The organism is Curtobacterium sp. RM9, assembly GCF_054956955.1.
Genome location: NZ_CM143271.1, coordinates 3402368 through 3415346, shown reverse-complemented (window position 1 = coordinate 3415346; position 12979 = coordinate 3402368). Strand labels below are relative to the sequence as shown.

Genomic DNA, 12979 nt, shown 5'->3' with positions numbered 1-12979 from the left:
CAGTTGACCAGGTCCCGCCGCTTAGCGCGGGCCCCGGGTTTCAACCGCGTGCATCTGGGCGCCACGTCGATCCAAGTTTCAATCACACTGGTTAAGCCTGCGCTTGCACCATCGGCCTCCGCGACGGTGCAGCTTGACGGTGTGCACGACGCGAGAGGCGGTGTTCTGCGCGCCGCTCGGAATCGCAGCGATGGTCCTCGCCGCATCAGCTAAACGTTCAGTAGCTGGGGCGCCGAACCGGGCCGACAAGCGCTCGTCGTTTCGAGTTCACCCGGGGTAGCTAGCGTCGCGGACGATGCTGCCTCGGGAGTATGGCTCGTTCCGAGCCGACGTGCACGCGATCCGGGCTGTCGCCGTGGCGCTTGTGGTGCTGTATCACGTGGATTTCGGCTGGTTCCGTGGCGGCTTTGTGGGAGTGGATGCCTTTTTCGTCGTCTCCGGGTACCTCATCACCACCCAGCTCGCTCGAGAGCTCCAGTCTCAGGGGCGGATAGACCTCCCGAGGTTCTGGGCTCGCCGTGTTCGCCGATTGGCGCCTTCGGCGCTGGCCGTCCTCGTCACCGTTGGAATCGCCGCAGCGGTGTTGTATCCGAAGGAAGACTGGCCGAAGGTTGGGGGGCAGTTCGCCGCGAGTGTGGCCTACGTCGAGAATTGGGCGCTTGCCGCGTCGAGGACTGACTACCTTGCGGCTGGCACACCGTCCACTCCGTTTGAGCATTTCTGGTCACTCAGCGTCGAGGAGCAGTTCTACATCGGCTGGCCGGTCCTGCTCCTGGTGGTGTGGAAGTACGTTCCACGAAAATCGGCGTTGCGCTGGGTCGTGGGGGCAGTGACCGGAGCCTCAGTCGTCAGTTCCATCTGGTTGACGGTCTCAGACCCCGCAGCTGCGTACTTCTGGCCGCATACGCGCGCATGGGAGTTCGGCGTCGGTGCATTACTGGCGTTGCTTGGGCCAAACCCCGGGCGACGGTTCTCGGTTCCTGCGCGGCTGCGGTTTGGAACTGCTCTGTTCGGTTGGATGGGCCTGATTGGTGCCGGCGTCGCACTCTCGGCAAGGGTGCCGTACCCAGGCATTGCTGCAGCGATCCCCGTCACGGCGACCACTCTGATCATCGCCGCAGGCGCCGAGGGCGGGGTGATCGGGGTGATGCTGCGTTGGAGTCCGGTGCGCTGGCTTGGCGCCATCTCGTACCCGTTGTACTTGTGGCACTGGCCGGTCGCGCTGTTGCTCCCGCGACTTGTTGAACTACCACCGCCGGTTCGAATCGTCGCCACTGTCGTGTTCGCGCTGATCCTCGCCCAGTTGACACACGTCTTGATCGAGAAGCGCGTTCGTTCCGGCTTGCTCTCACGGTACCGTCCAGCCACTGTTCTCGCCGGCGCGGCAGGTCTGATGGTGGTGTTGCTGATCGTCCCGACCGCGGGCTGGGCGGCACTGCAGAGTCAGGAGCGTCGGGACCGGGATGTCGTGTCCATGTTGCGCGGGGACGGCTGCTTCGGTGCTGCTGCTGCGTGGAACCGTTCCTGCCGGCTCAGCGGTGATCCGCGACAACCATTCACCCCGGCGACCTTGACCGCGGCGTACGACATCGACCCGACCTGGGACAAGTGCCAGGCGCAGACGACCGCAGCGCGCAGCTGCGTGGTCGGGGTGCGAGGGGGCACTCGGGTGGCGTTGATTGGGGATTCCCACGCGCACCAGTGGTCGTCGGTGTTGATACAAATTGCTCGCGCACGAGGCTGGGAGCTGCACCTCTATGTCAAGGGCGGGTGCGACTTCTCACGCGTGCGATGGTCGGACGTGTCGGAGACGAATCAACGTCGATGCGCCATTTGGAACGACGACGTCGACCGCTCGTTGGAAGCCGAAGCCCCCTACACGCTGGTCTTCACGGCCGCTCGTGCGGACCTCCGCGGACGACCGGTGGGAGCTGACCATGATCGGGCGGCGCAGCGCGGCTACCGCGCGTCATGGGATCCGGTGATTACCCGAGGGGCCACTGTCCTTGCGATTCGGGACACCCCCGCAGCTGGGACCGGTGTGCAACGTTGCCTCGACGTGAATCCGGGTGCTGTCTCCCGCTGTCGATTGAGCACAGGACGAGCGTTCGCGGCGAAGGACTACCTCGCTGTTGCGGCGCAGCGCATCCGCGGTGCACAGGTGCTGGATCTGACGTCGTCGTTCTGTCGTGCTGGGTGGTGTCCTGCGGTGGTTGGGAAGGTGCTTGTGTATCGGGACTCGCAGCACATCACCCGCACCTACGCGAACACTCTCACTCGTCCCCTGCAGCGCACCATCACGGCAGCACTGGCTCGAGCCTCACCAGCGACGAAGCGAACGGTAACGGCTGAGATCACTCGCGCGAGCGATCTCGCCCGTTCATCGCGGCGAGCTGTTCGTTGTAGGCGCGAAGCTCAGCGTCGCCGTCGCGTTGCGCCTGACGGTCCAGGCGTTTGGCGTCGCGTTTGTCTGACTTGACCCAGTTCCGCACGACGAGCAGTGCGACGAACACCATCGGCAGTTCGGACGCGCCCCAGGCGATGCCGCCGCCGGTGTGCTGGTCAGCGAGGAGTGCGGCTTCGTTGGTTTGCCCGAGTGCGCGGAACCAGTCGAGTGCGTAGACCTCGGTTGAGGTCATCACTGCGACGCCGAAGAACGCGTGGAACGCCATTGTCGCCAGGAGCGCGATGATGAGGATCGGGTAGGCGGGCCGTTGCGGGCCCGGGTCGATGCCGACGAAGACCCAGAAGAATAGGTAGCCGCTCAGCACGAAGTGGACGACCATGACGATGTGCCACTCGTGTGACTGCATCGAGGCTTGGAACGCCGGGGTGAAGTAGAACACCACAAGGGACCCGGCGAAGATGATCCCAGCGACGGCGGGCTTGCCGAGGAACTGCATCCAGCGGGAGTGTACGAAGAGCATCAGCCACTCACGGGCGCCGCGTGAGCCGTCGTTGCGGACCGGCAGCGTGCGCAGCGCAAGGAGCACCGGGCCGCCGAGCACGAGCGGCAGCGGGACGAACATCATCAGCAGCATGTGCTGGATCATGTGCGAGGAGAAGTGGATCATGCCGTAAACGGCGGGGCCGCCGTTCATCGTCCAGATAAAAATCAGGCAGCCCGTGACCCAGCTGATTGTCCGACCGACCGGCCAGCTGTCGCCGCGCTTGTGGAGCTTGCGGACGGCGAAGAGGTACCAGCCGATGCCGATGAGGGCGAGAGCGGTCCATGCCCAGTCCCAGTGCCACGCGCTCAGGAAGTTCTGCAGGGTCTGGGTGGGCGGGTAGGTGAACCCGATCAGCCCGTCACGTGTGTCTGCCCCGGTTTCCGGCGTCTGCGGGATCGGCGGTTGGCTCCGGGACACCGCGACGGAGGCGCCGATCGCGACCGCCATGAAAATTATCTCGGCGAGAGCGAACCGGACGAACAGCCGACGGTTGGCGGGGTCGCGGAGAAGCCCTGGCACGAGTTTTCTGCGCTGCGCGACGCCGGCGATGCCGAGAAGGATGAGCGCCGATGCTTTGACGGTGATCAGCCAGCCGTATGAGGTGGTGATCAGGTCGACGGGGCCGGTGAGTCGGAGTGCCGCGTTGACGATTCCGGAGAAGGCAACAGCGGCGAAGGACCAGCCGGCGAGGGTCGAGTAGCGAGCGACAACACGGCCGGTGCTGCCCTGGGTCATCGTGCGCAGCAGCAGTACCGCGGTGAGCCCGCCAACCCAGACACATACGCCGATTAGGTGGATCGCGAGGGAGTTCACGGCGTTGGCGTGCTCGAGGGATCCAGCTGCGTGACCCGACAGCGACAGCGGCAGGAGGGCGAAGATGGCGAAGACCGTCGCGACGGCGATGCTGGTCACACGTGTTGCGGAGGCGGCGATGATCGTGGCGACCAGGACCGCGGTTGCGGAGACGAGGTACACCTGACCGGCTTCCAGGCGGAAGAGGAACTCCGGAAAAGTTCGGGCGAACACGGAGCTCGTGATCGGCGCGCCGATGGTGTTGGCGCCGGTGAACACGATTCCGGCCACGGCGGCGAGGAACCACAGCGCGCCGCTCCACGCCGCCCAGCGTGCGGCCCGGTACTGCATCCAGGAGAGCCGGCCCCGTTCCTTCCGCTGACCGGGCAGCGCGAACGCTGCGACGATGAGCAGCCCGATCGTCACTGCAGCCATGGCGTCGTGGACCACTCGCGCGACAGGTAGGCCGTAGTCGACAAGCCGGCCGGCGTCGACGAGCTGTGTTGCTTCCCCGAGCGCCCCGGTCAGGGTGAGCCCGAGCAGCGCGCATGCCAGTGCGAGTGGCACTGAGACGGTGAGTGTCGAGCGAACTGCCACGGTGTCGGGCGCTACCTCAATGGGTGCGGTGCGCGTGTCTGCCGAGCGGTGGTTCGTGTCAGTCAATGGGTCATCACAAGTCGTTGTCGGGCCGCTGTTTCCTTGGTGCGCAGCAGGCTCAGGGGCGGAGGTAGATGCGCGGGATCAGACGTGGGGGGTGTGTTCGTGTTGGCTGTGTCCAGCCGGTTCCAGCTGGAACGTGGAGTGCTCAACACTGACATCGAAGTGTTCCGCGACGCACCGCTGCAGGTCGTCGAGCAAGGCCGGCACGCTGCCGTCGGTGAAGCATGCGGAGTCGATGCTGACATGCGCGGTGAGCACCGGAAGGCCGGTCGCGATTTGGGACGCGTGGAGATCGTGCACGTCAATCACGTGTTTCCGCTCGAGCAGGTGTGCGCGGACGTCGTCGAGGTTCAGGCCCGTGGGGGTGGCCTCCAGCAGCACATTCAGGGTCTCTCGGAGCAGCTTGAACGCCCGCGGCAGAATGAGTATGCCGATGAGGAGACCTGCAATGGCATCAGCCCCGCCCCAACCGGTGATGGCGATGACGATCGCTGCGATGATGACGGCGACCGATCCGAGAGCGTCGTTGAGGACTTCGAGGAACGCAGCGCGCAGGTTGAAGTTCGCGTTCCGGCCGGAGGCGAGCACCAGGATCGACGCGATGTTGCCGGCGAGGCCGATGATGCCGAAGACGAGCAGCCCGCCGGAAGCGATCTCCGGGGGCGCGAAGAGCCGCTGCACCCCTTCGATGAGGACGAACAGTCCGACCGCGAGCAGGACTGCCGCCTGTCCTGTGGCGGAGAGCACCTCGGCTCGGGCGAAGCCCCAGGTGCGCTTCGCGGTCGCGGGTCGTCGTGCGAGGTTCGCTGCAACGAGAGCGGTGGCTAGCCCGCCGGCGTCGGTGAGCATGTGCGCTGCGTCGACGAGGAGCGCGAGGCTGTTCGTGGCGATCGCGCCGACGACCTCCGCGACGAGAATCGTCGCGGTGATGCCGAACGCGATCGCGAGCCGGCGGCGGTTCACCGCGTGCGCGTCGATGCCGTGGTCGTGTGAGGTGCTCATGCGTCGTGCTCCGTGTTGTGGTGGTGACGGACCACGTCGCCGACGGTGTGCTCGGCCTGGAAGATCGCATCGTGCACGAGCTTGTTCGCGTGGTCGTTCGCGAGGCGGTAGTAGACCCGGTTGCCGTCTTGCCGAGTGGTGACCATGCGGGCCATGCGCAGCTTCGCGAGGTGCTGAGACACGGCAGCCTGCGACCGGTCGACGACGGCAGCGAGATGCCCCACCGGCATCTCTTCCTCACGCAGTGCGAGGACGAGGCGGATACGTGTCGGGTCGGCGAGCATCGCGAAGATCTCTGCGGCTAGTTCGACGTGCGCGTCATCGAACTCCGCCTGCCCAACATTCGTGTATTCGCTCATGCGAATATAGTTGCATGTTGATGGTGGTGTGTCTACCGTCGGGTGGCATGGAACCGTTGGCGTGGATACCGACCGCACCGCCGACTGTCGCTGCGTTGCTCGCACCGACGTTGCAGCCCGTGCCCGTGATCCCTGTCATCGCGGTGCTGCTCGCTGCTGGGTACGTGACCGGATGGCTACGCTTACGACTGCAACGCCGAACGTGGCCGGTGTGGCGTGGCGTGCTGTTCCTGACCGGATGCGGACTGCTTGCCGTCACGATGGGTGCCGGCATCGAGGGGTACGGCTTCGTACTGTTCTCCGCGTTCATGTTCCAGCAGCTCACACTGATGATGACGGTTCCGCTACTGCTTGTCCTCGGCGCACCGGGCACGTTGCTCCTCCGAGCAACACCGCATCGAGGTCCCGGTCGGCTGGTGTTGCAGACGGCGGTGTTCGGGCTGCGGTCACGGCTCGGCCGGTTCTTGCTGCATCCCGGGTTCATGATCCCGCTGTTCCTCATCACCTTCTACGGCCTCTACCTCACCAGCGCCGCGGACGCCCTCCTCCAGACGTGGGCCGGACATGTCGGCCTCGAGCTCGCATTCCTCGCCGCTGGAGTGCTCTTCACCGCCCCGCTGATCCCAACCGACCCACTGCCACGCCGACAAGGGCACCTCGGCCGACTCCTGGATGCGTTCCTGGAGATGCCGCTGCACGCCTTCTTCGGAGTGATCCTGATGATGGCGACCGTGCCACTCGTACCCGCGTTCACCAACATTCCTGCCTCCTGGGGCATCACCGCAGTCGGCGACCAAGCGTTCGCGGGCGGCCTTGCGTGGTCGTATGGGGAAGCACCCTCACTCGCCCTAGTGCTGATCCTGATGACCAGCTGGTTCCGCCACGAATCCCGGAAGAGTCGAGAGCGGGACCGTGAGATCGATCGCGATGGTGACCCGGACCTCGAGGCCTACAACGCGCACCTCGCACGGCTGCAAGGACGAACAACCTCACCCCACGAGCAGCACGGATGACCCACCGGCACCGCATGCTCAGGCACCCCGGACACACCCAGCGAACTCACCTGTACCCCTTGACAGCGTCCTGCACAATGGATGCGGCCGCACCGATCGGGCCATCCTCATCATGACGACACTTCGCCACCTCCTCCCGCTCCGGCTGCTTCGTGCTGCCACCGCGGTGATCGCAGCCGTTCTGTTGTTGCTCGGTGCGATGACGTTGCAAAACCTGGCCGCGCACACGGACGACCCGGTGGCGAGCCTCACTGGCGCATCTACCGTGTCCGAACTGGAACAGGGCACCTCCGGTACCGCCCACGTGGACCAGCATGAGGGCGTCAGTGGAATCTTCTGCGCATTGTTGGGGCTGGCGGCGTTGGTGATGAGTGCCGGCCTCGTCCTGGCACTGCTCGCGCACGACCTCCGCCGGCCGTTGTTCTCCTTGTCCCGGGTCCTCGCCAGACTGCGGCCGCGGCTCATCCGGCACGACCAGACAGCGGTCTCGCTGACGGTCCTGTCGATCGCACGCGTCTGATTCTCCTTCCGGACGACCCCGCAACGCGGGGACGTCAAAAGCGTCCTGCCCGCTTAACGGAAGCCTTCCTGCAGACCTGTGACGAACCAGACCGCCCTCGTACCCGATTCCCCAACTCCCCTCACGCGACGCGCAGCCCTCGACGCTGAACGCCACGCCCAGCGAGCACGCACCCCTCGGCAGCTCCAACACCGGCCACTTCCCCGTCCGCGACCCATCGCCGGCGCGCCCTCCCCCGCTCGCCCGAGGAGGGCTGTCTCCTCGCAGCTGGTGTTGACCAGTGCGGCAGCAGCCGTCGTGCTCTTCGCAACTGCCGCACTGCCCGGGCCGGCAACGGCGTCCGTGGCCGCGCCGGCGACAGCCCTCACCCCCGGTGTGAGCGGGCAGAGCCTCCAGGTAGCAGCCGCCGCATTGGACCCAACTGCCCAACGCGACTCCTTCACCGTCAGCACCCCAACAGTGGTCGGCAGCGCACCGGCTACCGCGGCCGGTGAGGTGGGCGCCGTCACCGGCGGGGGCGATGTTCGCTGGCCGTTCCCCGGTCCGGTGCCGCAGAGCTCCGGCTTCGGATATCGCATCGCGCCATGCGCCACCTGCTCGACAGCGCATCAGGGCCTCGACCTCACCCCCGGAGCTGGAACTCCCATCGGTGCGGTCGCCGCGGGCGTGGTCCGCGTCTCCGGCATGCACTCTGAGTTCGGGCAGTACGTGATCATCGACCACCAGGTCGGCGGGCAGCTCGTATCTACCCTGTACGCCCACATGATCATCGGTTCATCCCCGCTCCGGACGGGGCAACGCGTCGCCGCTGGCGCTCGAGTCGGGCTTGTCGGATCTTCTGGCCGGAGTACCGGCGCGCACCTGCACCTCGAGGTGCATCAGGGCGGCGCCACTCCCATCGACCCGGCAGCGTGGCTGCGCAGCAACGCCGGCCGCAACTTCTAACAGGAAGGCACCCGTGCGACTTCGCACCCTCATCGCAATCTTCATCCCGGCAACCGTGCTCGCCACAGCACTGACCATTGCTGCCCCGGCAAGTGCGCACGACGCACTTTCATCAGCAACGCCCGCCGCAGACACCACCATCAGCGGCGACCTCGACACGGTCACCCTGACGTTCTCCGAGCAGCCCTTGGCGGGGCTGGAATCCGGACTAGTGATCAGCGTCACCGGACCCAACGGCGCCGAAGTCACCACGGGCACATTGGAAGTCGACGGCAGCACCCTCACCAAATCCGTCAATGTCACCGCCCCCGGCACGTACAACCTTGCCTGGCGGAGCGTCTCGGTTGATGGGCACCCGATCTCCGGTGGCTACCAGTTCACCTCCACCGGCAGCACCGCATCTGCCACACCGACGGCACGGGCCACTACGCCATCGGCAACACCGACAAGCGCCTCTCCGACCGCACGAGCAACGGCCGCAGCGCAGGGCGGAGGGAGGGACACCAGTCCGGCGATCTGGGCCCTTGGCGGTCTGACCGGGCTGTTCGTCCTCGCGGTCGTCGGGATCCTGCTCATCACCCGCCGCCGTCCAAAGGCTCCCGAATGATGCGGCGCACCACGGTCGCCGCGGCGACCATCATCGCGATCGTCATCGCTGCGCTGCCTGCAGTACCCGCGGCGGCGGCAACGGCACCGGCACCGAGCTGGGCGGACGTGCTCCGCGCTCGAGGCGATGAGGCGGCCGCCTCCCGGCAGGCCGAGCAGATCGCAGCGCTCGTCACGGAACTCGAGGACACGACCGTGACGGCCAAGGCGGCCGCTGATGCTCGCGGACGGGAGCTGCAAGTCGCTCAGGATGCCGCAGACGCTGCGGCGGGCCGCTTCGACACGCTCACCGCGCAGGCCGATGATGCACGAGCGGACGCCGCCGGCGCGGAGGAGCAGATCGCGTCCTGGTCGGCGTATCTCTCCCGGTCGGCAGGACGCGATCTCACGGTGAGTATCACGGCGGACACTGACGATCTCCTCTCTCGTCTGGGCACGGCGTCCAAAGTCACCGACACCATGAACACCACGCTCCGAGACGCCGCGACCAAGGCTGGGACCGCGACGGCGTTGAGTAAGCAAGCGAAGGCAGCGAAACGGAAGCGGGACCAGCTCCGGAACACCGCTGCCGGCGCCTTCACCGCAGCGTCAACGGCCGCTGCAGAAGCCGCCGCTGCGGAGGCCACCCAGCGCAGCCGCCAGCGGGAACTCAACGACCAGCTCGCGGTGCTGCGCAACCGGACGCTGAGCACGGAGGCGGCATACACGGAGGCGGAGCGGCGCCGCGCTGCAGCTGCACGAGCCGCCGCGGCGGCTGCTGCAGCACAAGCCGCGCAGAACCGTCCACAGACCCCGTCGAACCCCGGCGCGGTTTCCGCATCCGGTTGGACGATGCCAATCACGTCGTACCGCTCGTACCAGGCGTACGGCAACCGGCTGCACCCCGTACTGGGCTACTACCGCCTCCACGCAGGCGACGACTTCGGAGCCGCATGCGGCACCGGCCTCTACGCCGCATCCGCCGGCACCGTCACCTACGCCGGCCCGTACGGCGGCTACGGGAACCTCATCACGGTTGACCACGGCGGCGGCGTCACCACCAACTACGCGCACATGTTCCCTGCCGGGGTGCAAGTTGCTGTCGGGCAGCGTGTCAGCGCCGGACAGAAAATCGCGGAAGTCGGCAATGCCGGACTCTCCACTGGCTGTCACCTGCACTTCGAGGTGCGTCAGGGCGGTACCGCGATCCCACCAACCCCGTTCCTCAATGGCAAGGGGGCGTGATGGGGCCCATTCGGGCGACGTGGTCCGCCGTGCAAGTCGTTGTCCTGACGATCACCGTTGCAGTGTGCGGCGTGATGCTGCTCCGCGACGGCCCAGGGCCCGGCGGCATCTACGTCATTGGCGCGGTCTGCTTCGGGCTCGCCCTCATCGGACACGCCACCGTTCTCCTGCTCGCACGTTCCGCTCGACGCGGCGCCCCCGCTCCCAACCCAGCAAAGGGACCTCATGACTCGTAGCACCCGCATCGGTGTCGTTTCCGGCCTCATCGCCGGCGCACTCGTCCTGATCGTCATCGCCGTCTTCGTCATCCGCGCCTACGTTCCCTCCGCGCCGACCGCAGCAACAGCGGCGTCCTCGAGCCCAACCGGTGCCGTCACGCCAACACGGGTCCTCGGGCCCCCTGGCAAGGGCTCCGTCACCGTTGTCGAATTCCTCGACTTCGAATGCGAAGCATGCGCGGCGTTCTACCCCTACGTCGAGGACCTCCGCAAGAAGTACGAAGGTGACGTCACCTTCGGGTTCCGGTACTTCCCCCTCCCCGGCCATGGCAACTCCCGCACCGCTGCCGCCGCCGTCGAGGCTGCCGCCCAGCAGAACAAGGTTGAGGGCATGTACCAGCGCATGTACGAGACGCAAAAGGAGTGGGGCGAGCGAGGCACCGACTCTCAGGCCGAACGATTCCGCGGCTACGCCAAAGACCTCGGCCTGAACATGAGCCGCTACGACCGCGACGTCACCAGCAAGACTGTGCTCGAGCGCATTCAACGAGACGTCAATCTCGGAACGACACTGGGCGTGAACAGCACACCCACGTTCTTCATCAACGGCGAAGTGGTTCCCCTGCAGACCTACGCTGACCTGCAGACCGCAGTGGACGCCGCTGTGCAGGAAAGTCGATGACCCGCCGGCCATCTTGGCGACGAGCCGCGCCCGCAACGGCGGCGATCATGGCGGTGATGCTGCTGGCGGGATGCGCTGGCGGGCAGAACGGCACGCTGAGCTCGCAGTACCGCGGCGGCGAAACGAAGAACTACGTCTCCGGCGACGGCACCGTGACGCAGGTGCCAACGTCCAACCGGAGCGCTCCGGTACAGTTTGACGAGACCGCGATGGACGGCACGCAGCTGAACAGCGAGGAGCTCCGCGGGCAGGTCGTCGTTCTCAACTTCTGGTACGCCTCCTGCCCGCCCTGCCGCGCTGAGGCGAAGCACCTCAACAAGGTCGCGGAGCGCTTCGCAAACCGAGACGTACAGTTCATCGGCGTCAACGTCCGCGACGCGCAGGGCACAGCGGAAGCCTTCGAACGCCGCTTCAACGTGACGTACCCGTCGATCCTCGACAACGACACCGGTCGCATGCAACTCGCGCTCTCCGGCGACGTGGCGCCAAACGCTGTCCCCACCACGATCGTTCTCGACGTGCGAGGCAGGGTCGCCGTGCGGATCCTCGGAGCTATCGGCGGGCCGGGAACCCTCGCCACACTCATCGAAGACGAACTCACCCGAGCGTGAGGAACAACCCCCCGCCAGGTCACCAGACCGACGCCGACCGCAGCCCAGGTTCTCAGCGCGGGCGCTCCCTCGCGACGGTCATCGGGGTCGCAGTCCTCGTCGCGGCCGTGGATCAGCAGACCAAGCTGTGGGCGCTCTGGCACCTCGACCCGCACCGGACCCTCCCCGTCCTCGGTGACCTCGTCGGCTTGCAACTTGCGTTCAACCGTGGAGCGGCGTTCTCTCTCGCAGAAGGACGAACCTGGATACTCTCCGTCCTCGCAGCACTCGTGATAGCCAGCCTGCTGGTGTGGGCGGCGACCGGCCTCCGACTCATCATCGCTGTCGGTGTCGGCTGTCTGATCGGTGGCGCAGCCAGCAACCTCAGCGACCGGCTCACCCGCGGGCAGAACATCGGCGAAGGTGCCGTCGTCGACATGATCAACTACGCCGACATCGCGATCGGCAACGTTGCGGACATCGCCATCCTCGTCGGCGTCGTCATCCTCGCGGTCACCTTCTCTCGGTCCCCGAACCCCCGATCCCAAAACGGCAAAGACGGCCCTCCCGGCGCCTCCGACTACCCCACCGAGCCCCGAAACCAGGAGCCTCGATGACGTTGCAGGAGACAGTCTTCAGTGGGCAGATGCTGGCTGCCGTTCCGATTGCCATGCTCGCCGGGCTCATTTCGTTCGCGTCCCCATGCGTTCTTCCGCTGGTGCCGGGGTACCTCGGCTTCGTCAGTGGCTCCGCGTCCACGGTCACAACGCGACGCACTCTCGGCGGAGCCGCACTCTTCGTCGTCGGGTTCGGACTGGTGTTCGTCGCCTACGGTGCAGCATTCGGCACCGCTGGCGCGTGGCTGTTCCGATGGCAGGACGTCATCATCCGCATCCTGGGGCTCATCGTCATCATTATGGGAGCCGCGTTCATCGGGCTCTTCCGTCCACTCCAACGGACCGTCCGAACATCATGGAGACCGCGACCCGGTCTCCTCGGAGCACCACTCCTAGGCGCAACGTTCGGATTGGGCTGGACGCCCTGCTTTGGTCCCACCCTCGCGACCATCACCGCTCTCAGCCTCGACTCCGGTACAGGACTCCGCGGCGCAGCCCTCGGCTTGGCCTACTGCCTCGGCCTCGGCATTCCCTTCATCATCGTCGCTGCCGGCTTCGGATGGGCCAGCCGAACCGTGACGTTCCTACGGACCCACATCCGGGCGATCAATCTCCTCGGCGGATGCATCCTCATCGCCACCGGGATCGCCATGCTGACCGGGGTCTGGACCCTCATCATGTCCATCCTGCAAGGCATGATCGCGAACACAACAGTTGTCCTGTAACCCCCGGAACTCCCCACCCAGCTCGTGGATCTCGCAGTGACCCGCCGACCACACGTCGCTCGTCGCTCGTCGCCT

At 66.3% G+C, this 12979-nt stretch carries 12 protein-coding genes and 1 pseudogene; 10 read left to right on the top strand and 3 right to left on the bottom strand.

The genetic code is table 11. From position 1 onward, the window contains the following. Positions 1 to 295 precede the first annotated feature (295 nt). A pseudogene (locus ACY3FI_RS16335) lies at positions 296 to 2269 on the top strand (acyltransferase family protein); the annotation flags it as partial. A gap of 85 nt (positions 2270 to 2354) precedes the next feature. Here ACY3FI_RS16335 and ACY3FI_RS16330 read toward each other — a convergent pair. The 3 genes from ACY3FI_RS16330 to ACY3FI_RS16320 form a co-directional block, all read right to left on the bottom strand. Then, a complete protein-coding gene (locus ACY3FI_RS16330) occupies positions 2355 to 4406 on the bottom strand; it encodes a bifunctional copper resistance protein CopD/cytochrome c oxidase assembly protein (protein ID WP_462548647.1) in 2052 nt (683 codons plus the stop codon). A 78-nt stretch (positions 4407 to 4484) separates the two neighbouring features. Further along, positions 4485 to 5405 (bottom strand): cation diffusion facilitator family transporter, encoded by a 921-nt coding sequence (locus ACY3FI_RS16325; RefSeq protein ID WP_462548646.1) that lies wholly within the window; start codon positions 5403 to 5405, stop codon positions 4485 to 4487. Then, entirely contained in the window at positions 5402 to 5764 is a 363-nt protein-coding gene (locus ACY3FI_RS16320) for an ArsR/SmtB family transcription factor (protein ID WP_123937967.1), read from the bottom strand. The genes ACY3FI_RS16325 and ACY3FI_RS16320 overlap by 4 nt, the downstream gene beginning before the upstream one ends. A 47-nt stretch (positions 5765 to 5811) precedes the next feature. On the opposite strand from ACY3FI_RS16320, the gene ACY3FI_RS16315 reads away from it, so the two are divergent. From ACY3FI_RS16315 to ACY3FI_RS16275, 9 genes are all read left to right on the top strand, one after another. After that, positions 5812 to 6777 carry a cytochrome c oxidase assembly protein gene (locus ACY3FI_RS16315; protein WP_123937965.1) on the top strand — a complete coding sequence of 322 codons (966 nt, stop codon included), beginning with the start codon at positions 5812 to 5814 and terminating at the stop codon, positions 6775 to 6777. Positions 6778 to 6889: 112 nt separating this feature from the next. Continuing rightward, positions 6890 to 7297 carry a hypothetical protein gene (locus ACY3FI_RS16310; RefSeq protein WP_123937963.1) on the top strand — a complete coding sequence of 136 codons (408 nt, stop codon included), beginning with the start codon at positions 6890 to 6892 and terminating at the stop codon, positions 7295 to 7297. A gap of 495 nt (positions 7298 to 7792) precedes the next feature. Continuing rightward, the gene (locus tag ACY3FI_RS16305; RefSeq protein WP_165904629.1) at positions 7793 to 8242 is read left to right on the top strand and encodes a M23 family metallopeptidase; all 450 of its coding nucleotides are present in this window, start codon (positions 7793 to 7795) and stop codon (positions 8240 to 8242) included. A 13-nt stretch (positions 8243 to 8255) separates the two neighbouring features. Beyond that, positions 8256 to 8849 (top strand): copper resistance CopC family protein, encoded by a 594-nt coding sequence (locus tag ACY3FI_RS16300; RefSeq protein WP_165901039.1) that lies wholly within the window; start codon positions 8256 to 8258, stop codon positions 8847 to 8849. Continuing rightward, a complete protein-coding gene (locus ACY3FI_RS16295) occupies positions 8846 to 10072 on the top strand; it encodes a M23 family metallopeptidase (protein WP_243648836.1) in 1227 nt (408 codons plus the stop codon). Before ACY3FI_RS16300 ends, ACY3FI_RS16295 begins: the two co-directional genes overlap by 4 nt. Positions 10073 to 10297: 225 nt before the next feature. Beyond that, positions 10298 to 10972: a DsbA family protein gene (locus ACY3FI_RS16290; RefSeq protein ID WP_123937954.1), complete on the top strand. Its 675-nt coding sequence runs from the start codon at positions 10298 to 10300 to the stop codon at positions 10970 to 10972. Continuing rightward, the gene (locus ACY3FI_RS16285) at positions 10969 to 11583 is read left to right on the top strand and encodes a TlpA family protein disulfide reductase (RefSeq protein WP_462548645.1); all 615 of its coding nucleotides are present in this window, start codon (positions 10969 to 10971) and stop codon (positions 11581 to 11583) included. Before ACY3FI_RS16290 ends, ACY3FI_RS16285 begins: the two co-directional genes overlap by 4 nt. Continuing rightward, the gene (locus ACY3FI_RS16280) at positions 11580 to 12179 is read left to right on the top strand and encodes a signal peptidase II (protein ID WP_123937950.1); all 600 of its coding nucleotides are present in this window, start codon (positions 11580 to 11582) and stop codon (positions 12177 to 12179) included. The genes ACY3FI_RS16285 and ACY3FI_RS16280 overlap by 4 nt, the downstream gene beginning before the upstream one ends. Continuing rightward, the gene (locus ACY3FI_RS16275; protein ID WP_406884296.1) at positions 12176 to 12904 is read left to right on the top strand and encodes a cytochrome c biogenesis CcdA family protein; all 729 of its coding nucleotides are present in this window, start codon (positions 12176 to 12178) and stop codon (positions 12902 to 12904) included. The genes ACY3FI_RS16280 and ACY3FI_RS16275 overlap by 4 nt, the downstream gene beginning before the upstream one ends. Positions 12905 to 12979 lie beyond the last annotated feature (75 nt).